The 22142-nt window shown below is 74.7% G+C and carries 17 protein-coding genes; 8 read left to right on the forward strand and 9 right to left on the reverse strand.

Translation table 11 applies throughout. From position 1 onward, the window contains the following. Window positions 1-518 precede the first annotated feature (518 nt). Window positions 519-1793: a streptophobe family protein gene (locus ACVWNX_RS30685; RefSeq protein WP_454411446.1), complete on the reverse strand. Its 1275-nt coding sequence runs from the start codon at window positions 1791-1793 to the stop codon at window positions 519-521. 402 nt (window positions 1794-2195) lie between these two features. Between ACVWNX_RS30685 and ACVWNX_RS30690 the strand changes: the two genes are divergently transcribed. The 4 genes from ACVWNX_RS30690 to ACVWNX_RS30705 all read left to right on the forward strand — a co-directional run bounded on the left by ACVWNX_RS30690 (window position 2196) and on the right by ACVWNX_RS30705 (window position 5609). Next, window positions 2196-3530 (forward strand): DUF6777 domain-containing protein, encoded by a 1335-nt coding sequence (locus tag ACVWNX_RS30690; protein ID WP_454415001.1) that lies wholly within the window; start codon window positions 2196-2198, stop codon window positions 3528-3530. Window positions 3531-3747: 217 nt separating this feature from the next. Next, window positions 3748-4548 carry a hypothetical protein gene (locus ACVWNX_RS30695; RefSeq protein WP_454411447.1) on the forward strand — a complete coding sequence of 267 codons (801 nt, stop codon included), beginning with the start codon at window positions 3748-3750 and terminating at the stop codon, window positions 4546-4548. A 248-nt stretch (window positions 4549-4796) separates the two neighbouring features. Next, window positions 4797-5096, forward strand: a complete 300-nt coding sequence (locus tag ACVWNX_RS30700) for a hypothetical protein (protein WP_454411448.1) — start codon at window positions 4797-4799, stop codon at window positions 5094-5096. 93 nt (window positions 5097-5189) lie between these two features. Beyond that, window positions 5190-5609, forward strand: coding sequence for an SgcJ/EcaC family oxidoreductase (locus tag ACVWNX_RS30705; RefSeq protein ID WP_454411449.1), 420 nt, complete (start codon window positions 5190-5192; stop codon window positions 5607-5609). Between the two features lie 156 nt (window positions 5610-5765). Here the strand turns inward: ACVWNX_RS30705 and ACVWNX_RS30710 are convergent, their stop codons facing one another. The 3 genes from ACVWNX_RS30710 to ACVWNX_RS30720 all read right to left on the reverse strand — a co-directional run bounded on the left by ACVWNX_RS30710 (window position 5766) and on the right by ACVWNX_RS30720 (window position 10087). Continuing rightward, a complete protein-coding gene (locus ACVWNX_RS30710) occupies window positions 5766-6731 on the reverse strand; it encodes an aldo/keto reductase (protein WP_454411450.1) in 966 nt (321 codons plus the stop codon). 274 nt (window positions 6732-7005) lie between these two features. Continuing rightward, window positions 7006-9462 carry a hypothetical protein gene (locus ACVWNX_RS30715; protein ID WP_454411451.1) on the reverse strand — a complete coding sequence of 819 codons (2457 nt, stop codon included), beginning with the start codon at window positions 9460-9462 and terminating at the stop codon, window positions 7006-7008. An 85-nt stretch (window positions 9463-9547) separates the two neighbouring features. Further along, window positions 9548-10087 (reverse strand): hypothetical protein, encoded by a 540-nt coding sequence (locus tag ACVWNX_RS30720; RefSeq protein ID WP_454411452.1) that lies wholly within the window; start codon window positions 10085-10087, stop codon window positions 9548-9550. Window positions 10088-10488: 401 nt separating this feature from the next. Between ACVWNX_RS30720 and ACVWNX_RS30725 the strand changes: the two genes are divergently transcribed. Beyond that, window positions 10489-11184, forward strand: a complete 696-nt coding sequence (locus tag ACVWNX_RS30725) for a L,D-transpeptidase family protein (RefSeq protein ID WP_454411453.1) — start codon at window positions 10489-10491, stop codon at window positions 11182-11184. Between the two features lie 176 nt (window positions 11185-11360). Here ACVWNX_RS30725 and ACVWNX_RS30730 read toward each other — a convergent pair whose 3' ends face one another. Beyond that, the gene (locus tag ACVWNX_RS30730; protein ID WP_454411454.1) at window positions 11361-12269 is read right to left on the reverse strand and encodes a glycoside hydrolase family 19 protein; all 909 of its coding nucleotides are present in this window, start codon (window positions 12267-12269) and stop codon (window positions 11361-11363) included. 392 nt (window positions 12270-12661) lie between these two features. Further along, window positions 12662-13741, reverse strand: a complete 1080-nt coding sequence (locus tag ACVWNX_RS30735) for a chitinase (RefSeq protein WP_454415002.1) — start codon at window positions 13739-13741, stop codon at window positions 12662-12664. A 956-nt stretch (window positions 13742-14697) separates the two neighbouring features. Here ACVWNX_RS30735 and ACVWNX_RS30740 point away from each other — a divergent pair. After that, window positions 14698-15954, forward strand: coding sequence for a nitric oxide synthase oxygenase (locus tag ACVWNX_RS30740; RefSeq protein WP_454411455.1), 1257 nt, complete (start codon window positions 14698-14700; stop codon window positions 15952-15954). 48 nt (window positions 15955-16002) lie between these two features. Continuing rightward, window positions 16003-17052, forward strand: a complete 1050-nt coding sequence (locus ACVWNX_RS30745) for a lactonase family protein (RefSeq protein WP_454411456.1) — start codon at window positions 16003-16005, stop codon at window positions 17050-17052. A gap of 284 nt (window positions 17053-17336) precedes the next feature. Here ACVWNX_RS30745 and ACVWNX_RS30750 read toward each other — a convergent pair whose 3' ends face one another. The 3 genes from ACVWNX_RS30750 to ACVWNX_RS30760 all read right to left on the reverse strand — a co-directional run bounded on the left by ACVWNX_RS30750 (window position 17337) and on the right by ACVWNX_RS30760 (window position 20083). Next, window positions 17337-18254, reverse strand: coding sequence for a sirohydrochlorin chelatase (locus ACVWNX_RS30750; RefSeq protein WP_454411457.1), 918 nt, complete (start codon window positions 18252-18254; stop codon window positions 17337-17339). Window positions 18255-18398: 144 nt separating this feature from the next. Further along, window positions 18399-19409: an N-acetylglucosamine kinase gene (locus ACVWNX_RS30755; protein WP_454411458.1), complete on the reverse strand. Its 1011-nt coding sequence runs from the start codon at window positions 19407-19409 to the stop codon at window positions 18399-18401. Beyond that, on the reverse strand, window positions 19406-20083 hold the full coding sequence (locus ACVWNX_RS30760; RefSeq protein ID WP_454411459.1) for a uracil-DNA glycosylase: 678 nt from the start codon (window positions 20081-20083) through the stop codon (window positions 19406-19408). Before ACVWNX_RS30760 ends, ACVWNX_RS30755 begins: the two co-directional genes overlap by 4 nt. 775 nt (window positions 20084-20858) lie before the next feature. On the opposite strand from ACVWNX_RS30760, the gene ACVWNX_RS30765 reads away from it, so the two are divergent. Further along, a complete protein-coding gene (locus ACVWNX_RS30765; protein WP_454411460.1) occupies window positions 20859-22136 on the forward strand; it encodes an acyl-CoA thioesterase/bile acid-CoA:amino acid N-acyltransferase family protein in 1278 nt (425 codons plus the stop codon). The last annotated feature ends 6 nt before the right edge of the window (window positions 22137-22142 follow it).

The following is a 22142-nucleotide window of genomic DNA, read 5'->3' on the forward strand; positions in this document are numbered from 1 at the left end:
CCGGCGCGGGCGCGCCAACTCCCGCGCGCCCGAGGTGACATGGGTGGTGTGTGCCGGTACGGGGTGATCCGGCGGACGGCCGCCGGTCCCTTCACGCCCGGGGCGGCGCGCGTACCCGGCGCCGCACCCGCCCGGTCGGCCTGCCCGACCGCTCCGCCCGCCCTCGTCCCACTCACACGTCTCGCCCTGGAACCGGGGCCGCTCGCGTGGCGTTCGGCCCCGGACCGGGTCCCCGCCGGGACCCGCGTCCCCGGCCGCGTCCCGTTCACGCGTCACCCCCGGGGCGGACCACGTTCCTTTCGCGCGTCACCTCAAGGCGGACCACGTTCCGTTCAGTAGGCACCCCGCCACGGACACCACGTGCCGGCCCCCACCGCAGCTGCCCTGCCACGGACACCCCGTACCGGAGGACCCCGCAGCGGCCGCCCTGCCACGGACCGCCACGGACACCCCGTACCGGACCCACCACGGACACCCCGTACCGGACCGCACCACGCACATCCCGCCACGGACCTCCGTCAGCGGCGGTGCCGGGACCACCGGGCGGCCCAGCCGCCCAGGAACCCCATCACCACGCCCCACACCACAGCCAACCCCACCGTGCCCCACACCCGTGGCTCCAGCCGCACCCGCCCCGACAGTCCGCCGCCGAGATCGCCGATGCCCAGCAACGACAGCCCGAAGGACGCCGACACCCGCCCGGTCAGACACACCACCAGCACGGTCAGCGCCAGCGCCGCGCCCAGCCGTACGGCCAGCCGCCACAGCGGGGTGCCCGCCGGTGACCGCCGCGCCGCCAGGTACGCGGCGGCGAACAGCACCACCGCCGCGCACACCACCAGCCACCAGGCCCGGCCGTCCTCGGCCGCCAGGGTCCGCACGCTCAGCTCGCTGTCCCGCGACCCCCGCAGCACCCGGTCCAGCAGCGGCGGCACCGGCAACCCGAACGGACCCTCCACCCGCCCGTCCCACACCGCCCCCAGCCCCAGGGTGAACGCCAGCCACACCAGATTGGGCAGCCCCAGCAACAGGACGGCCACCGTGTCGGCGGCGTGCCCCCGGGTCAGCGCGACCACCACCCCGACCACCAGCCCCACCACCACATAGGTGAGCAGCACGTCCAGCATGGCGTGCGCGGAGGGCCGTACCGCCGAGTGGAAGCGGGTCAGCCGGGTCGGGACCGGCGCTCCCCTGGCCACCAGCAGCGCGATGACCAGCACCCCGGCCAGCCACACCAGCGCCCACCAGAGGCTCGTCCCCACCTCGGCCGCGAACCCCACCACGGGCGTCAACCCGAGCAGTTCGCCGATGTCCGCCAGTTCCGTCTCCCCGAGGGACACCGTGAACTCCTGACGGGCGCCGAGCGCCAGCCCGGCCACCGAGGGCAGCCACAGCACCGCGATCCGTCCCGCCCACCCCGCCAGTTCCCGTCCGCCGACCACCGCCCGGTGCCGCAGCGGGGCGAGGAACCCCGCCCCCAGCACCAGCGCCCCGGCGAGTCCCACCGACAGCGGCAGCACCTCCAGTTCGCCCCGGGCCCCCGCCAGCTCCCCCGCCCCGCCGGTCAGTCCGACGTCCCCGCCGACCGCCAGCAGGACGACCGCCACGACCACCCGGGGGAACGCCCCGTCCGGCAGTCCGTGCGCCCCGGCCGCCCACAGGCCCGCCGCCGCCAGGACGGCCATGGTGCCCAGCGCGGTGAGCACCGTGGTCAGCGCGGCGAGCCAGCCGTGCGCCGCGGACCGCGCGGTGCCTCGGACGGCCGCCCGGTCGGGGGTTCGCCACTCGCTCACGCCGCCACGCTAAGCAGCACGGGCTCCGCGCGCCCCCCGGGAGGGGCCGACCGCGTCGGCTTGCGGCGGTCGCGGGGGCGCGGCACACAATGGGCGGGCCACGCGGACGGACGGCCGACGGCGGCGCCCGGTGGCGGTGGACGGACCAGACCGCACCGCCCCCGCCCCGCCGCCCCGCCGTCCGCGCGCGGTGTCCCGGGGGGCCGTACGAGGAGCTGAACCGTGAGCGCCGAACTCCCGCCCCCCGACCGTCCCTCCGGGCCCCTTGACCCTTCCGGCACCCCTGCGCCGTCCGGGTCCTCCGGGTCGTCCGTCCCTTCCGGCCCTTCCGGCCCTTCCGGCCCTTCCGGCCCTTCCGGAGCCGACGGGCCCTCCGGACCGTCCGGCCCCCCGTCCGGCCCCCTGTCGGACCAGTCCCGTCCGGCACCGCCCCCGCCGGAACGGTCAGCCCCGCCGTCCGGCCCCCCGTCCGCCGCGCCGTCACCGTCCGCCGCGCCGTCCGGTTCCCCGCCCGGCGGTGGTCCTCCCGACGGCGGGGGCGGCGGTGGGAGCGGCGGGCCCCCGGGCCCCGGCGGGGACGGCGGCCGGGCGGGCGCCGGGGGCGGCCCGTGGTGGCGCAGCGCCCCCCGGGTGGCCCTGCTGACCCTCGGCGTGGTCGGAGCGGTGGTCCTCGCCGTGGTGCTGACCCGCTCGGGCGGGAACGGGAACGGCGGGGGCGGCACCGGCGGGGGAGGCGGCGGCGAGGTCTTCCTCCAGGCCGCGAACAGCACCGGTCGCGACCCGTTCACCGAGTCCACCGCCCAGAAGGGCTCACCCCCGCCGCAGACCCCCTCGCTGCCCACCCGCACGGAGTCGGCCTACACCGCCCAGCAGGTCTCGGGCGCCGCTCCCGGGCTGTACGGCGGCACGCGCGACACGGGCAGTTGCGACGTCGACGCGCAGATCCGCTACCTCGACGCCGACGGCGCCAAGAACACCGCGTTCGCCTCCGCCCTGGGGATCGGACCGTCCGCCGTGCCCGCCCGGCTGCGCGCGCTGACCCCGGTGCGGCTGCGGCTGGACACCCGGGTCACCAACCACGGCTACCGGGACGGCGAGGCGGTGCCCTACCAGGCGGTCCTGGAGGCCGGGACCGCCGTCCTGGTCGACGACCGGGGCGTCCCCCGGGTCCGCTGCGCCTGCGGCAACCCGCTGGGGGAGCCGGTGCCCCAGCGCGGCACCCCGAAGCCGGTCGGGGAGCCCTGGCCCGGCTACCGGGCGGCCAACGTGGTCGTGGTGGCGCCCGCCCCCGAGCCCGTCGAGGAGTTCGTGGTGTACGACCCGGACAGCGGCGACTGGTTCACCCGGCAGCGCGGCGACACCGGGGGGAAGGACCGTCCCACCCGGCCCCCGGAGCACCCGACGCCCTCCCCGGAGACCTCGTCCCCGTCCTCGCCGTCCTCCCCGGGCGGGACCGAGTCCGGCGGCCCCTCGTCCGAACCCCCGTCCTCGCCGTCCTCCTCCTCGCCGTCCTCGCCGTCCTCACCGAGGGACTCGCCGCCGTCGTCCCCGGGCGGGGAGTCCCCGGACACGGCGTCGCCTCCGTCGCCCCCGCCCCCCGACTCCTCCGGCCCCGGCCCCGGAGACTCCGCGTCCCCGCCGTCCCTCTCCTCCGCCCCGGAGTCCTCCGTGGGCCCGCCTGGCTCCCCCCGAGGGGCCGCCGCCCCCGGACGGCTCCCCGTCCGCCATCCGGCGTGAGGGGCCGTCAGCCGCACCGGGCGGTCTCCGTGCCCCCCGGGGAGCCGTTCACCCGCTTGCCGCCGTCGTCCGGCGTGGCGGGTGGTGACGGGTCCGCAGGTGACGGGGCGGCGGCGGGGCCGGGCGGGTGACGCGGGGCACGGATGCGCGGGCGTGTCCGGTGGCGGGGGCGCACGGTAGGCGGGACCGTGTGTCGAAAACCCCCAGGGAGACCCGTATGCCCCTCAGTCCTCGTCCGGCCCGGCCGACCGCACGCGGTCTGGCCCTCGCCGCAGCGCTGCTCGCCGCCGCGTCCCTGCCGGTGTCCCCGGCCCACGCCCTCCAGGGGCTGCCGTCGCACCACTGCGTGCTCAACGGCTCCTCGGTACCGCCGGGCCAGGCCGTCTACGGGACCTCGGGCGACGACGTCATCGAGTGCGAGAACGACGTCGAGAACGTCATCATCTGGGGTGGCGCGGGCAAGGACAACATCCGGGTCAAGGGCCTCATCATCGACTCCCAGGTCCTCGGCGGCGACGGTGACGACCGCCTCCAGACCAGCCATCTGTTGCCCCGGGACGACCAGGCGTCGGTGCGCGGCGGAACGGGTGACGACACCATCATCGTGCCCACGGCCATGGGCACCACCGACCACGGGGCCACGGTCTACGGGGACCAGGGCGACGACACCATCACCGTCGGCACCGTCTCGGGCTCCCCCGGCCAGCACGCCCGGGGCGGCGGCCAGGTGTTCGGCAACGACGGCGCCGACACCATCTCGGCGGGCGTCATCGACTTCGGCGGGCGGGTCCTCGGCGGCAGCGAGAACGACGTTATCGAGGCGAAGGGCGTCGGCCCGGAGGCGGGCGGCGTCATCCAGGGCGGTTCGGGACGCGACACGATCCGCGGCACCAAGGACACCGTCCTGCTCGCCGGCCCCGGCTGGGGCCTGGTGGACGGCGGGATCGGCCAGGACCAGTGCAAGGTGAAGCACGCCAGCCCGGAGCGGGCCCGCAGCACCATCGCCAGCTGTCCCTGAGCCCGGGCGTCCGCGCCTGCGGGCCCGTCGGGGTCCGTACCTTGAACCCTCGGCGCTCGCTTGTCCGTTCGCTCGTCCGTCCGTTCCTTCGGAGCCCCTCCCCGGCCACCGGGTGAGGGGCTCCTCCCCGTGCGCCCCTTTACCCCGCCGGGCCGCCTCCCCGCCAGGGCCGCCACCGGGTTGAGCCCCCACGGGTGAGGCGGGAGGCCCGGCCGTGACCCGGCCCGGACTCGTCCGTTGCTCCGGACATGACCACAACTCGACGCATTCTCGCCGCCGTGGCCCTCGCCTCCGGCGTCACCGGACTGACCGCCACGGCCGCTGCCGCCGCCCCCGCCCTGGAACGGGGCGTGGAGGTCCCCTCCGTGATCGGCGAGGTGGACTCCCTGTCCACCCGGGGGGTGAGCCCGCAGCACCGGGCCCAGATGCCCACCGTCACCGGCCAGGTCGGCACCGTCCGCCAGGGCCTCTCCCAGCTCCACCAGCTCCACCAGGTGACCGACCTCGTCGCCCCGGTCACCGGACTGCTCCCCGCCGTGGAGGTCTAGGAACCCGTCGAAGGGCGGGGCGTCCGGGGCGGGATCGCCGCCGGGTGTCATGGGCTTGACTTCAAGTTTGGTCGAGGTTTCATGATGATCGGCATGGAGACGACAACCATCGACCAGCCGACGCGGGAACCCGAGACGGAGGCGATCAAGCAGGTGATCGCCACGCTTGAACACTCCCAACGGAACGAACTGCCCGAGGAGTTCGTCGGCCTGTTCCGGGCCGACGCGATCTGGACGACAGGACACGGCAAACGCCTCACCGGCCGTGACGAGATCTCGGCCTTCACCCATCAGGTGCTGCCCGGCGCCATGACGGACTCGACCGTCACGTACGAGGTGGTGGACGTGCTGTTCATCCGCCCCGACGTCGCCGCGGTCAAGGCGCACGCGCAGTACCGGACGCTGGAGGGCGAGCCGATCGGGAACGCCGGAACCCCGCTCTACGTGATGGCCAAGGAGGAGGGACGGTGGCTCCTGGTCGCCTGCCAGAACACGGAGGTGCTCGCCCCGTGAGGTGAGCGAGCGGGCGGGACCGGGGCCGTGAAGCCCGGCACCGCTGCCGGAGCGGCCCGACCGGCCTCGACGGCGCGAGAGGGCCCGGCGCCCCGCGGATGATCGCGGGACGCCGGGCCTTCGTCCGTCAGGGCGCCCGACGCGTGTGACGGAGCGTCAGCCGTTGAGCGGGGACATGTCCGCGTAGCGGTCGCCGACCGGGGCCGACAGCGCGCCGAGCCGGGCCAGGTGCTCCGGGGCCAGCCGGACGGTGTCCGCGCCCGCGTTCTCCTCCAGCCGCGCCACCCGCTTCGTCCCGGGGATCGGGGCGATGGTGTCGCCCTGGGCGAGCAGCCAGGCCAGCGCGGTCTGCGCGGGCGTCGCGCCCACGTCCCGGGCGACCTCCGCGACCTCGTCCGCGATCCGCAGGTTCCGCCCCAGGTTCTCCTCGCTGAAGCGGGGGTTGCCCTTGCGGTAGTCGTCGTCGGCCAGCTGGTCGCGGCTGCGGATGCCACCGGTCAGGAACCCCCGGCCCAGCGGCGAGTAGGGGACGAAACCGATGCCCAGCTCCCGGGTGAGCGGCAGGACCTCCGCCTCCGGGTCCCGGGTCCACAGCGAGTACTCGGTCTGGAGGGCGGCCACCGGGTGCGTGGCGTGCGCCCGGCGGATCGTCTCCGGCCCGGCCTCGGAGAGCCCGATGTGCCGGATCTTGCCCTCGGCGACCAGTTCCGCGAGCACCCCCACGGTCTCCTCGACGGGGGTGCCGGGGTCCACCCGGTGCTGGTAGTAGAGGTCGATGCGGTCCGTGGCGAGCCGCCGCAGCGAACCCTCCACCGCCGAGCGCACGTTCGCGGGCGAACTGTCCAGACCGCGCCGCCCCTGGTGCGAGAGGATGCCGAACTTGGTGGCCAGCACCACCTCGTCCCGCCGTCCGGCCAGTGCCCGGCCGAGCAACTCCTCGTTGGTGTAGGGGCCGTAGACCTCCGCCGTGTCGAGGAAGGTCACCCCCAGGTCGATCGCCCGGTGCACGGTCCGCACCGCTTCGGCCTCGTCGGTGCCCGCACCGGTGTAGAAGGCCGACATGCCCATACAGCCGAGGCCGAGCCGGGAGACGTCGAGCCCGCCGAGCGAGACGTGTCGCATGGGGACGTCCTTTCGTGAGGGGAGAGCACGGGTACGGTCCCGCCACGCTGCCAGAGCGGACCTCGCCCCGGCGACCGACATGCCGGTTCCGGCCGGGGCACCACGGCACCGGACTACCGCGCCCGAGTCGGGCGGGGGAGCGACGGCGGACGGGACGGGACGGGGCGCTTCCGGCGCTTCCGCGACCTCTGCCCGCGCCCCACCGCCCCACCGCCGCGCCCACCTGTCGTCACGCCCCCGCGCGCCGCCATGCCGGTCGGCGCGTACCGCCCGGTCAGCGCGCGGCCGGACCCGCTCCGGTGACGGTCGCCGTGCCGTCGGGGCGGCCGTTCCGACCGCCGCGACGGCGTCGGACGAGCACCGCGCCGACGGCGGCCAGGGTCGCGGCCAGGGCCGTGGTGGACGCCACCGTCGCACCGGTCGACGCGAGCGCCCCGCCGTCACCCCCACCGCCGACCGCGCCACCGGAACCGCCGACCGAGCCGCCCGTGTCACCCGTCCCGCCGGTGGAGCCGCCGCCCACCGAGCCTCCGGCCGTCGAGGACCCTCCGGCCGCCGAGCCGTCGCCCGAGGTCGTACCGCCGCTGCTGGAACCGCCGCCGTCGCCGCCGGTGGACCCGCTGCCCGTCGTTCCGCCACCGGTCCCGCCGCTGTCGGTTCCTCCGTCGGTGGACCCTCCGTCCGCGCCGCCGCCAGTGGTCCCGGACGTCGTCCCGCCGTCGGCGGTCCCGGACGTGGTGCCCGAGGTCGTCCCGGACGTCGTCCCTGAGGTGGTGCCCGAAGTAGTGCCGGACGTGGTCCCTGAGGTCGTACCCGAGGTCGTGCCGGACGTGGTCCCCGACGTGGTGCCGCCGGTCGCCGGGGACTCCTCGGTGACGGTCACCGTCACCGGACGGGTCCGGGTGGTCCCGGCGGCGTTGGTGAACTCGGCCCGGTAGCGCCGGGGCACCTGGGACGTCTCCGCGGGGAACGTCAGGGTCGTGGTCGCGGAGTCCGGCACCGGACGCCAGGTCGTCCCCTCGTCCGTGCTGACCTGCCAGCCCACCGTGGGCTCGGGGGCCCCCTCGGCCTTCGCCGTCAGCCGCACCGTCTCGCCGGGCTTCGCCCGGACGTCCACCGGCGACTCGGTGACCTTCGGCGACATCCGCCGCACCAGGGCGAGGACCTTGCCCTCGGCGGGGTGCGTCACGTACACGGTCGCGCCACCGGGGGCCACGGCGACGGCCGCCGCGCCGAGCTGGCCGTGGTTGCCGGGCAGCGACACCGGTTCGGTGACCGGTGCGTAGTCCTCCGTGGCGTACGCGGTGAGCGAGCCGTTGTTGTCGTTGCCCGGTTCGGAGAGGTCGCCGCCGTCCTGACGGACCAGGAACGCCCGGTCGGTGGCGGCGTCGAAGGCCACCGCGACGGCCCGGTCCGGTCCGGTGATCGTCTTCGCGGGCCGTCCGTCGGGGCCGAACACCAGGACGGTGCCGCCCGAGCCCAGCCACACGTCACCGCTCTCCGGGTCGACCTCCACGAAGCCGGTGGTGCCGCCCGCGACGGCCGGGACCTCGATGGTCTGACGGACCGTCAACGTATCGGCGTCCACCCGGTACAGCTTGCCGCCGCCGAGGTCCGCGAACCACACCGTGCGGCGGGTGGTGTCCACGGCGAACCGGTTGCCGCCGTCCAGGGTCAGCTCGCGCAGCGCGGCGCCCGTGGCGGAGTCGATCTCGGTGAGCTTGGAACCCTGGGCGACCAGCACGGCCGAGGCCGAGGAGGTACCCGGACCCACGTCGGTGACGGTCGACCCGGTGAGCCACACCCCTTGGGCCGTGGTGTCGCCCGGTTCGGCGCTGCCGATGCCGCGCAGCGGGTACTGGAACCGGACCCCGTCCCCGGCCAGCGGTGCCACGAACCGGGCGACGGCGGAGGCGCGCGGGGCGCCCGTCGGGCCCGGCGCCTGGCTGACGTGCGAGAGCACCGAACCGTCCGCCGGGTCGAGGACGTACAGTCCCCGCTCGTCGATGTCGGCCGTATCGGGGAGGTTGTCCGCGCCGACGTACAGCTTCCCGGAGTCCGGGTGCACCAGCACGTCCAGCGGTTTGCCCGCCGTGGTGAACTGCGCGTCCAGGCGGTACGTCACCGTGCCCTCGGGAACGTCCACCCCGATGCCGCCCGGCGGGGGACCGGAGGCGAAGGCGACGGGGACGCGCACGTCCTGGGAGCGGTCGCCCGCGCCGCGGTGGTCCACCCGGGTCACCACCGAGCAGGCGACCGCCGCGCAGTCGAGGCCCGCCGAGGCGGACGTGACCTTCAGCTCCACGTCGAAGGTGCCGCCGCTGCCGTACGCCTTGGCGAGTTCGCCCTCGTACCGGTCGCCCGGCGGCACGATCCACGCCGAGGTCTTGGCACCCCCGGTCATGTCGGCGCCGCCCGCGCAGGGCGACGGGGTGCGGCCCGGGCCGTTGTCCTTGCAGAGGGCGACGTAGACGCCCTTGGTCTGGTCGTAGTTCCGTCCGGTGACCCGGATCTTCTGGTCGGTGGGGTCCAGGTCCCTGGTCTGCGACACCGTCAGTTCCTGGCCACCGGCCCCCGTTCCGGTGCCCGGGGTGTCGGCGGCGGCGAGCACCGGGCCGCCGGTGCCGATCGCGACCGCGAGCGCCGCCGCCGGGCCGAGCGCGGTCAGCGGGACCAGGGCCACGGTCCGGCGCCTGGGGCGCGGACGGTCGTGTGCGGGGGTGTCTGTCATGGCTTCCTCGTCGTACGGGAGCTGCGGAAACGCGCCGGGCGGGCGGGTCCCGGCACGGGGTGCCGGGGCCCGCCCGCCGGAGGGGTCAGGAGAAGGTGACCGGGATGTGGACGTCGTACTTGCGGTCGTTGGAGTCGGTGTGGTCCGCGCGGGTCACGATCGCGCAGTCGACGGTGTCGCCGCAGACGTTGCCGCCGCCGAGATCGGCCTTGACGTGGATGGTGGCCGAGAAGCTGCCCCCGGTGCCGAAGGTGGAGCTGTTCGGGAGGAGGCCGCCGCCGAAGTTGGACACCCAGTACGAGGCGCCGGTGGTGCCGGACTCGTCCTTGCCGCCGAGACACGGGGTCGGCTTGTTGGCGCCCTGCGCGCCGTTCACCGCGCACAGTCCGACGTAGACGCCCTGCCAGGAGTTGAAGCCGGTGCCCGTGACGGTGACGTTGGCACCCGTGGCCGGGGCGGTGTTCGGGCCGCTGATGGACAGGTTGTAGGTGGTGGATCCGTCGACGATCGTGCGGCTTCCGGTGGCCGCCGAGGCGGAGGAGGCGAGGCCGAGGGTCAGCGCGACGGCGGAGGCCACGGCGAGGCCGGTGCGGACGGCGGTACGGGGGGACGGCACAGCACTCATCCTGTGAGCACCTTTCTGAGCACGTGGAACGGGGGCGCGCTGTGAGCGGCGCACCCGTTCGAGTTAGGTAAGGCATACCTAAGTTCATGGTGAAGTGATTGTCAACGGCCGGTAATGGGCTCACAACGGACTTGTGTGCGTCGGGCCTTGCCCAGCAGGCTTCGGGGTGAGCTGTCGGAGGTGGGTCCGCGGCCGGTCGAATGTCCCGTTCCGGTGACGGAAGTCCGTACCGCGTGACAAGTGAGGATCGTGTACAACCAGCGGCCCGGGCGGCCTGTCTAGCAGGGCGGAACCGAACGGAACGGGATGCCGTGGACGGCCGCTCACACCACCCCGTGGCGGCGGGCGGCACAGGGCCCGACGCGCGGAACACCGCGCGCGGAGAAGGGGATGGGGTTCACATGGGGGACACGCGCAAGCGGTGGGGCGTCGGGCTGGCGATCGCCGCGATGGTGGCGCCGCTGACCCTGGCGCTGGGAACGGCTCCGGCGAGCGCGGCGGCCTGCACCACCCAGACCGGGCCGTACCAGAAGCAGGTGGAGAAGTACCTGGGGCGCCCGGTGGACGGCAGGCAGTCGGCCGCCGACTGCAAGGCGATCCAGAAGTTCCAGCGCGACCACGGCATCACCCCGACCGCCGGCTACGCGGGCGAGGTGACCTGGGGCGTCATGAGCTTGAAGACCAAGCAGAAGGCCGTGGGCGACCGGCCCAACCGGGACGGACGCTGTCCCGTCAACCGGGGGCGCGTCGCCTGTGTGGACCTCACCCTCCAGATCAGCTGGATCCAGGACGGCAGCCGGCTCACGTTCGGTCCCGTACCGGTCCGTACCGGTCGGGACGGCGACGAGACCCGTACCGGACTGAAGCGGATCGGCTGGCGGAACATCGACCACCACTCGACCCTCTACGACGTGCCGATGCCGTACGCCCAGTTCTTCGACGGCGGCCAGGCGTTCCACTCCGCGAGCGTCAGCATGTGGAGCCCGCCGGGGTCGCGCGGCTGCGTCAACATGCGCAAGGCCGACGCCAAGAAGTACTGGTCCCTGCTGCGCAGCGGCGACGACGTCTTCGTCTACGGCCGCAAGCCCGGGACCTGACCGCCGTACGCGGGGTGGCGTCCGGTCCCCGTGCCGGGGCCGGACGCCACCCCGCGTACGATGGTGACGCGCGAGGGGCCGGGGGTGATGCGTACCCCCGGCCCCTCGTCCTTCACCTCACCTCACGCGCCGGGGTTGACCGCGGCGCGCTCCGGTCCGGCCCGGAGGCCGGTGCCTCAGCAGTAGAGGTTGCCACCGGTGGGCACGCCCAGGATCTGGGTGAACTGCTTGTAGCGCCGCACCCGGCTCTCGACCTGGGCGGGGTTGCCGCCGTCGCACTCGAGGAAACCGTTGATCGAGCGGATCGACTGGGCGAAGCCCGCGCCGCTCACCATCGCGTCGTGGCCGGTGACCGGGCCGGGGCCGTCCTGGGTGTTCCAGTACCACAGGGCGGTCATCATCGCGACGGCCGGGTTCCGCTCCACCTCGAACGGGTCGTTGAGCAGGTCGATGCCCAGGTAGTCGCCCGCCGCCTTGTAGTTGAAGTTCCAGCTCAGCTGGATCGGACCACGGCCGTAGTACGCCGCCTGTCCGGCCGGGCAGCCGTAGGACTGGGTCCGGTCACAGTAGTGCGGGTAGTTCCGCTCGTCGATCTCCTTGATGTAGAACAGGCCACCGCTCTCGTGGCTGATGTTCGCGAGGAAGGCCGCGGCCTCCTGCTTGCGCTGGGTGTCCGTGCCGGTGTGGGAGAACTTCGGGAACGCCTTCATGGCGTCCGTCAGGCCCTTGTAGGTGTAGAACGGGTTCCGGCGCGGGAACATCTGGTCGAACTGCGCCTCGCTCACCACGAAGCTGTTGTGGTTCGGGTTCCCGTTGCCGCCGCAGGTGTACGGGTCCCAGTAGTAGCTGCTCACCACCGGGTTGTAACCGGGGTTGTCACGCTCGGCGATGTACACGCTTCCGTCGGTGTACTTGACGATGTCGCCGGTCCGGTAGTTGGCCCCGGCGGACCAGGACGGCGCCGCGGCGCACTCGTCCGCGGGGGTCGAGGCGTTCGCCGTGGCGGCGGGCGCGATCATGATCGCGGCGAGCGAGCCCGCGGCGGCGAGGCCGACCATGAACGTCTTCAGGCTTTTTCTGAGCACGAACTTCCCTTTCGCACGTCAACAGGCGCGCCAGATCAGCCCAGTTGGCCGATTAGAGGTCTGGGCACGCCGTAACGGGTGTGTGCACAGCCAAGCGCCCCGAACGATCTCCCGTCAAGGTCTAGACCATTACTGATCCCCCCTCAAAACTTAAAAAAAGAAAGGTTGTTGATGGGAAATCAGCAGATCCGACCCGGTCGGTCGGGTGTGCCCGGGAGCCCCCGACGAAGCGTCGGCCCCGCCCGGTGGGGGGCGGGGCCGACGGAGGGGGAGCGCGAAGGGTGGGCAAAGGGGTGGGCGGGCCCCCGGACCGTGGCCGCTTCCACGGTCCGGGGACCCGCCCGTTTCCCCGGGCCGCCCACGACGTCGGCCCGGAGAGATCTGAGGGGGTGTCAGCGTCCTTGCAGCGCCTTCACGTTGTCGCCGAAGGTCCAGTTGCGGGAGCCGTCCCAGTTCAGCGACCAGGTCATCAGACCCTTGAGGCGGCCGCCGTAGTGGTTCCACGCCTGGGCCACCAGGGACGGTGACATGTAGCCGCCGCCCGCGCCCTGCTGGGCCGGGAGTCCGGGCACCTGCTTGTCGTAGGGCACCCTGATCGTGGTGCCCTGGATGACCAGCCCACGGTCCAGGCAGTCGGTCTGCGCGACGAAGCCCTGGACGGTCCCGGCGTTGTACGAGTCCCAGGAGCAGCCGTACATGCTGCCGTTGTAGTACTGCATGTTCAGCCACCACAGACGGCCGTTGTCCGCGTACTTCTTGATGATGGGCAGGTAGGAGCCCCAGATGGAGCCGTAGACGATGCTCCCGCCGGTCACGTACGCGGTCTCGGGGGCCATGGTGAGGCCGAAGTTGGACGGCATCTGGGCGAGGACGCCGTCGATGATCCGGATCAGGTTGGCCTGGGAGGCGGACAGGGTGTTGATGTTGCCGCTGCCCACCAGGCCGGTCTCGATGTCGATGTCGATGCCGTCGAAGTTGTACTTCTTGAGGATCGGGACGATCGTGGCCACGAACCGGTCGGCGACCGCGCTGGAGCTGAGGTCGATCCCGGCCGCGGCTCCGCCGATGGACATCAGGATGGTCTGGCCCGACGCCTTCGCCGCGCACATCTCCTCGGGCGTGGGCACCTTCACGGTGCTGTCCATGCCGTTCTCCCACAGGACCGTTCCGTCCGAACGGATCACGGGGAAGGCCGCGTTGAGGACGTTGTAGCCGTGCTGGCCGATCCGGCTGTCGTTGATCGGGATCCAGCCCAGCGGGGGGTGGACGCCGTTGACGGCCCCGTCCCAGTTCTCCCAGTACCCCTGGAGCACCTTCCCCGTGGGCTTCGACTTCACCGCGCAGGTGCTGGTCGCGGCGGCCTCCGGGGCGGCGGGCGCCGCCTTGGGGGAACCGGGCGCGGCGGCCACGAGCAGGGGGGCGGCGCTCGCCAGGGCGAGCCCGATGCCGAACAGCCGGACCCTCCGGCCGATGCTGCGGAACATGCTGTGTGCTCCCTTCGAACCGGGACGCGCCCACGTGGGGGGTCGGCGTGCCGCGGCGGTGGTCAGCGGGACGCGGCGCGCGGTGGGCGCGCGCCGCGTCCCGGGTGGGGGAACCCGAGACGTACGCGGAACGATGAGGGAGGAGGGCGGAGCAGGTGTGGCGCGTGGGGTCGAGTGGTGCGTGCGGGGGGAGTGGCGGTGTGTGGGGGTGGGCGGGCAAGAGGGGGTGCGAGACGGGGGGATGGGGGTGTCGTGGGGGGTGACGGGGGGTGGGGTGGAGTGGGGGGAGCCCGGTGGGGGACGGGCCCGTGTGGGGGTGTGGGGGAGGTGCGCCCATACCGTAGGTTGGTCCAGACCAACCGTCAAGAGGTTCGGTACGCAAGGAAGTCGGGACCGTCGATTCTTCGACATTCCCCTCGCGCACCCGGTTCACCACGCCCGCCGTGGGTGTCCGGCCCCGCGCCGTCCGGACCGCTCGGCGGCCTCCCGGCTCCCTCCCGCCGCTCCGGTGCCTTCGCCGCCCTCCCGCACCCCCTTCCGTCCGGCGCTTCCCCTGCTCCTTCCGCGTCTCCGCCCGGCCCCTCCCCGCCCGGCGGCGCCCTGCCGGCGTCCTCCGGTGTCCGCCGGGTCCCCCGGTCCGCGCGGCTCCGCCGGGGAGGGGCGGCCGGAGGGTGGGCATCAAGGGCGCGCGAAAATCAGCCACGCGCCCCCCTGACTTCTTCGCACGCCCCCTTGCCCTCCCGGGACGGCGCGCGCCTCCGCCCCGGCGCGGATACGCTCCGGTTTGCGTCCGTCACACTCCGAAGGCGGCCGCGCGCACCGAAACCGCCCGCGGTCCGCCGTCAGCGGCGGACCGAGGCCGTCGGGGAACACCCCGGGGCCGCAACGACGACGCACGCCGCCCGAGGGCCGCAGCAGACGGCGCGGAGCGGCCGAGGATGTGCATGCAGAACCTCCCGTACCGCACCGCGACCACGATCACGGCGGACTCCACCACGACCACGGCGGGCAGCTGCCCCGTCCTGCACCCCGCGCCGCCCCGCGTCCCGGCCCCGGCCGCGCCGGTGGACCCGGACGACGGTCGGACGGGCGAACTGCGGCGCGCGGCGGCCGAGTTCATCACCCTCCATCACCAGGAGGAAGGACTCGGCGACCCCGGGTCCCGGATCGCCGCCGCGCACGCCGAGATCGCGCGGACCGGAACGTACCGGCACACCGGGCCGGAACTCGTCCACGGCGCCAGGGTCGCCTGGCGCAACGCCAACCGCTGCATCGGCAGGCTGTACTGGCGCTCCCTGCGGATCCGCGACCGCCGTCACCTCGGGTCGGCCGCCGAGGTCGCCGACGCCTGTGTGGAGCACCTGCGCGAGGCGCACCACGACGGACGCATCCGGCCGGTGATCACCGTCTTCGCCCCCGACCGTCCCGGCCGCCCCGGCCCCCGGATCTGGAACGACCAGCTCATCCGGTACGCGGGGTACCGCCGCCCGGACGGGAGCGTGCTCGGCGATCCGGCCAACACGGCCCTCACCGACCTCGTCCGGCGGCTCGGCTGGCCCGGCGGCCCCGGAACCGCCTTCGACGTGCTGCCGCTGGCCGTCCGGGGCGACGACGGGACGTCCCGCTGGCTTCCGCTGCCCGCCGACGCCGTCCGGGAGGTGGCGCTCCGGCACCCCGCTCTCCCCTGGTTCGCGGAACTGGGGCTGCGCTGGCACGCCGTGCCCGCCGTCTCCGCGATGGACCTGGAGATCGGCGGCGTGCGCTATCCGGCCGCCCCGTTCAACGGCTGGTACATGGGCACCGAGATCGGCGCCCGCAACCTGGCCGACACCGACCGGTACGACCTGCTCCCCGAGATCGCGCGGCGCCTCGGACTCGACACCTCCAGCGACCGCACCCTGTGGAAGGACCGGGCCCTGGTCGAGCTGAACGTGGCGGTCCTGCACTCCTTCGACCGGGCGGGCGTCACCGTCACCGACCACCACACCGAGTCCCGGCGGTTCCTCACCCACCTCGACCGCGAGGAGCGCCAGGGCCGGGCGGTGGGCGCCGACTGGTCGTGGATCGTGCCGCCGATCTCCGGCAGCGCCACCCCGGTCTTCCACCGGACCTACGACGACACCCCCCGCACCCCGGCGTTCGTCCACCGTCCGGCCCCCCGGACGGCGGCGCGCGGGGGCCACGCCCCGGACTTGGTCTAGACCGATGCTACCGTCGGCGCAGCAATCGGGCGGCGAGAGGGGACAGCGGTGAGCACGGGGCACGGGGTAACGGGGCGGGCGTACATCGGATCGTTCACGGCGGCCGGGGGGCCGGGCGTCGTCGCGGCGTCCGTGGATCCGGCCACCGGCGCCCTCGCCCTCCTCGGCGCCACCGACGCGGTCGCCGACCCCTCGTACCTCGCGCTCTCCCCGGACGCGGCGGTGCTCTACGCGGTGAGCGAGGCGACCCCGGGCACGGTCGCCGCGTTCGACGTCACCGGTGAGCGCCCCGCGCCGCTGGGCGGGCCCGTCCCGGTGGGCGGCGACGGGCCCACCCACCTCGCCCTCCACGCGGGCCATCTGCTCACCGCCAACTACGGCTCCGGCAGCGTCAGCGCGGTGCCCGTGCGCCCGGACGGCGGCCTCGCCGCCGGGCCCTCGGGCGTCCTCGTCCACGAGGGCTCGGGCCCCCACCCGCAGCGCCAGAGCGCCCCGCACGCCCACCAGGTGGTGCCCGCCCCCGGCGGGCGCTGGGCGGTGAGCGTGGACCTCGGGACGGACTCGGTCCGCGTCGTCGGGCTGACCGGGAGCGGGGAGCCCCGGCTCCACGACGAGGTCGCGCTGCGCCCCGGCAGCGGACCCCGGCACCTGGTCTTCCACCCCGACGGTGTGCACGTGTACGTGGTGAACGAGCTGGTCCCGACGGTGACCGTCGGACGCTGGGACGCGGACCGGGGTGCCCTGCGGCCGCTCCGCGAGACGGCCCTGCTGGCCGAGGCGCCCGAGGGCGACGCCTATCCGTCCGCGGTGGCCGTCGACCCCGGCGGACGGTTCCTGTGGGTGGCGGTCCGGGGCGCGGACGTCATCGCGGTCCTGGCCCTCGACGAGGACCCGGCGTCGCCCCGGCCGCTCGCCGCCGTCCCCTGCGGCGGCCGCTGGCCCCGCGATCTGAAGGCCGACGCGTCGGGCCGCCGCCTCTACGCGGCCAACGAGCGCTCGGGGGACGTGACCTGGTTCGACGTCGACCCGGCGACGGGTCTGCCCGGGCGGGCGGGTTCCGTGGCGGCCCCCGCCGCGTCCTGCGTCGTCCTCTCCTGACGCCCGCGTCGCCTCTCGCCCGCCGCCCGCGCCCCACGTCGCCCGCTCCCGGGCACCCACGCCCGCGCCCGGGGCACCCCTCCCCGTCGTACTAGCGCCCGCGTCCGGGGCACCCCCCCTCGTACCCGCGCCCGCGCCCGGGTCGTCCCTCCCGGCACCCGTGCCGGGCGTCGTCCCGGTCCTGGCGGCCCGTGCCCCGGCCCGTTCCGCCCTCGTACCGGCCCGTGAAGAACCCAGGAGGCCCTTTCCGCCCGTACGGGCGGAAAGGGCCTCCTGGTGTTCCGTCAGTGCTGCTGGGCGCCCGCTCCGGTGAGCGGGATGCCGAGCGCGGCGGCGTACTTGGAGAGCACCAGCTTGCCGATGGCCGGGTAGGCGCCGAGCGGCTCCGAGACGGCGCACCCCGCCTCCTTCGCGGCGGCCTCCAGCAGGCTCGGGTCGATCTCCGGGCCGATCAGGTACGGCGCGAGCGCCAACTGCGCGGAACCGGAGGCGCGCAGCTGCTCGGCGACCCCGGCGAGGGAGCCCTCCTTGTCGAGGGCGGCGGCCATCACCGGCACCGCGAGCCGCGCGGCCAGCAGCATTCCGGTGATCCCGGCGGCCTGGACGGCCTCCTCGCCGCCCACCGAGGCGATGACGATGCCGTCGGCGGCGGTGGCCACGGTGAACAGCCGGGCCCGGTCGGCGCGGGCCAGGCCCGCCTCGGAGAGCCGTACGTGCAGCGCCTCGGCGAGCAGCGGGTGCGGCCCGAGGACGTCCGTCAGCTCGGCGGCCACCTTGCTCTCGATGACGGCCTGGCGGATCTCCCGCAGCAGGCTGCCGTCGGTGCCCGCGAGCAGCGGCACCACGACGGCGACGGGCCCGTCGGGCTCCACCGCGTCGGAACCGGCCGCGCGGGCCTGCTCGTAGCGGGCCGTCCGCTCCCGCGCGGTGCGCGCGAGGACCGAGGAGAGGGCGGGGAACTCGTCGTTCCCGTCGAGGTAACCGATGCGGGCGTCGAGGCCGGGGAGTTCGGAGCGGGCGATGCTCACGACCTCGTCGGCGAGGGCCCGGACGGATCCACTGGGCGTGCCCGGGACGGCCAGCACGAGCGCGGGCGCTCCGTCGGGGGCCACCGCGGGTTCGGGTCGGCGGTGACGTCCGGACTGGCGGGGGCGCGGCATGCGTACGGGCAGGTCGTTGGCTGGCCCAGTGGGGGTGCTCATGGCGCCGCATGCTACTGGCTTTGCCCCCCTCCCGGTTCGGGGAGGGGGCAGCTGAGCGGCATCTATCAGATTTTGTCCGATTGATCTCGTTCATCTGATTCACTGGAAGGATGTGTCCCCGAACGGGGGGACGAACCGGAGCGTTCAGTCCACTGGCGACAATCCGGTCCGTACCGACAGCATGTGCTCCGCGGTGGGCAGTCCGGGGTCGCCCGCCGCCAGTCCGGTGGCGATCCGTACCGAGCCGAGCAGCGGATCGCCGTCGGCTGCGGTCCGGCGGGCGCCCGGCAGCCAGCGCTCCAGCTCGGCCGTGAGCGGCACCAGCAGCGGGTCGCCCATCTTGAACAGCCCGCCGGTGAACGCCACCTCGAACTCCCCGGAGCGGGGCGCGACCGCGACGGCCGTCTCGACGACGTGCGCGGCGGCGCGCTCCAGGATCTCCCGGGCCACCGGGTCCGGGGCGCCGTCCTCCCCGGCGGCGCAGGCGGCCACCGAGGGGGCGAAGGAGGCCAGCACGGCGGGCCGGTCGGTGCGCGGGTAGATCCGGCCGGGCAGCTCCCGGGGCGCTCCGAACAGCTTCTCGGCGCGGGCGAGCAGGGCCGCCGAACCGCCGCGCCTGCCGTCGTGGGCGCGCATCGCGGCGTCGAGCCCGGCCCGGCCGATCCAGGCGCCGCCGCCGCTGTCGCCCAGCAGATGGCCCCAGCCGTCGGCCCGGCGCCAGCGGGTGAGGTCGGTCCCGGTCGCGATCATGCCGGTGCCCCCGGCGACGACCACCCCGGGCCGGGTGCCGAGGGCGCCCGCGTACGCGGTGACCGCGTCGCAGGCCAGGGCGAGCCGGGGGACGCCCAGCTCGCGGCCGAAGGCGCCGGGGAGCGTGGCGTGCAGATCGTCGCCGAGGGTGGAGAACCCGGCGGCGCCCACGGCCGCCGCCGCGAGGCGGTCCACCCCGGCGTCCGCCAGCAGCCGCCGGGCCACCGGGAGCAGCAGCTCCAGGAAGTGTCCGGCGTCGATGCCCCGGGACCCGGTGCGCACCGGGGCGCCCGAGGTGAGGGGGTCGGAGAGCGGGCGTCCGCCGACCGCCAGGACCGCGCGCAGTCCGGAGCCCCCGGAGTCGACGGCGAGGACGACGGACCCGGTCCGTCCGCCGCCGCTCACGGCAGCCGCCAGTCGACCGGCCGCGCGCCCTGGCGGACGAGCAGCTCGTTGGCGCGGCTGAACGGCCGGGAGCCGAAGAAGCCGTTGTCGGCGGACATCGGTGAGGGGTGGACGGACTCCACCGAGGGCAGGTCGCCCAGCAGGGGGCGGACGTTGCGGGCGTCGCGGCCCCACAGGACGGACACCAGCGGGCGGCCGCGCGCGGCGAGTGCCCGGATGGCCTGCTCGGTCACCGCCTCCCAGCCCTTGCCCCGGTGGGCGCCGGGCTTGCGGGGGGCGGTGGTCAGGGACTTGTTGAGCAGCAGCACCCCCTGCTCGGTCCAGGGGGTGAGGTCCCCGTTGGAGGGCGGGGGCACGCCCAGGTCGCTGGTCAGCTCCCGGTAGATGTTGATCAGGCTGCCGGGCAGCGGGCGCACCTCCGGGGCCACCGAGAACGACAGTCCCACGGCGTGTCCGGGCGTCGGGTACGGGTCCTGACCGACGATCAGGACCCGTACCTCGTCGAAGGGTTGCTGGAAGGCACGCAGCACGTGCGGTCCGGCGGGCAGATAGGTGCGGCCCGCGGCGATCTCCGCGCGCAGGAAGTCGCCCATGCGGGCGACCTGGTCGGCGACGGGTTCCAGGGCCTTGGCCCACCCCGCCTCGACGATCTCGTGCAAGGGTCGTGCTGCCACGCGGACGTGCCCCCCGGGTGCTCAGGTGTGCGGTGCGAACCGCGCGGAGCGGTGTCCCCGCGCGCGGCTCGAAGGGTACCGCCGCGCGAAGCGGTTCCTCTCTCCGGGACGGCCACGCGATTCCCCCGGCGCGACGCCCCCGAGGGCCCGGCAGATGCACTCCACGCGTTTGCAGTACGGGCATACGGGGACCACGGTGGTCTCCTTCCATGACAGGGGATGTCGGTTCTTTATCCCTCCCTTAGAGAAACGGACTGGAGCGTGTGCAGGTTTCGAAAGGGAATGAAGACTTCATGATGTTTTTCGTCACGTTGATTTTCAGCCAAGTGGCTGAAGTGGCGCTCTGTCGCACCGTGTTATGGGGCGACTGCGGCGTGCACATGGCGGGTCTCCGGGCCGGGTGAGTGCAGCGCGCACCGGTTCCCGCCCGCCCCTCGGAGGGGTGTACGATTCGCCGTTGCGATCGCCGGGGTGCGCCCCCCCCGGAGCCCGTTCCACCGGCGGTTCCCCCGTCGCGCGGGCCCACGGGGGCGGACGTCTCCTCCCTCCGGAGCACCCCCCGTGCGGCGGGTCCCGTAGACGGACCGTCCGGACCGCGTCGGCCGGATGGCCGGGCCCCGGGTCGCCCTTCCGGCAGCCCCGGGCCGCCGGACGCTTCCGGACCCGGCCCCTGGCGTCCCTCCGGACACCTCCGCCAAGCTGACCGGACGGGAAGCAACCATCACGAGGACACGGGGGTCCGGACATGGCACGACGGGCGTTACGAACGGTCGCGTTGCTCACCGGTCTCACCACGCTGCTCGCCACCGGGTGCGGCGCGGGCGACGGGGACGGCGGCGGGGTGCGCATCGGGGTCGACAGGCCGACGGCGCCCGCCGACGAACCGGTACGGATCGAGGTGACCGGCCTGGACGCGGGCCAGGAGGTCACGGTCACCTCCCGGGCCACGGACCACACGGGCACCTGGTGGCGGGGGAAGGCGACCTTCACCGCGGACCGCGCGGGCACGGTGGACCTCACCCGGGCCGCGCCGGAGTCCGGGACCTACCGGGGCGCGGACGGCATGGGCCTGCTCTGGTCGATGAACCCGGAGGACGGACCGGCGGACGAGTCCTGGTTCCTCCCCCGGTGGCCGGAGGACCAGGCCGAGCACGACGTCCGGCTGGCGGTCCTGGTGGACGGCGAGAGCGTCGCGGACCGGACCCTGACCCGCGTCTGGGCCCGCGAGGGCGTCGTCCACCGGCCGCTGACCGTGACCGCCGACGGGGTGAACGGCTCGCTGTACCTGCCCCCGGAGGGCACCCCGCGCCGGGCGCCGGTGCTCAGCCTCGGCGGCTCCGGCGGCGGCCCCGGCGACAAGCACGCCGCCGCGCTGCTGGCCTCCCGGGGGCACCCGGTGCTCGCCTTGTGCTACTTCGGCTGCCCGGAGCGCCCCGACACCCTCAAGCGGATCGCGCTGGAGTACTTCGCCACCGCCGCCCGGCTGCTGGTCCGCGAGGCGGACGCCGGGACCGGCCGGGTCTCCGTCATCGGGTACTCGCGCGGCAGCGAGGCCGCGCAGCTGCTCGCCCACCACCATCCGCGGCTCGTCGACGACGTGGTCCTCTACGCCCCGAGCGCCGACACCCACCCCTCCTTCCCCGACGGGAAGTCACCGGCCTGGACGAAGGGCGGCGAACCGGTCCGGCATCGGCCCATCCCCCTCCACCGGGTGCACGGCACCGTCCTGGCGATCGCGGGCGGCGCCGACGGGCTGTGGCCCTCGGCGTCCGCCGCCCGGGACATCGGCGGGCGGCGCGGGGCCTCCGGGGAACCGCACCGGGCCCTGGTCCACCCCCGCGCCGGGCACGGCGTCGGCACCTTCCCCTACAGCGCCACCGGGCTGCGGTACCGCAGCCCGCTGATGGAGGAGTCGCTGTCGATGGGCGGCACCCGGGCCGCCGACCACCGGGCCCGGGCCGAGAGCTGGCCCGAGGTACTGGCCTTGCTCGGCGGCGGGAAGGACGGGAAGAACGGGAAGAACGGGAAGGGCGCGAGCGGTGAGAAAGGCTGAGGGAAC

This window comes from Streptomyces sp. JNUCC 64 (assembly GCF_054484115.1).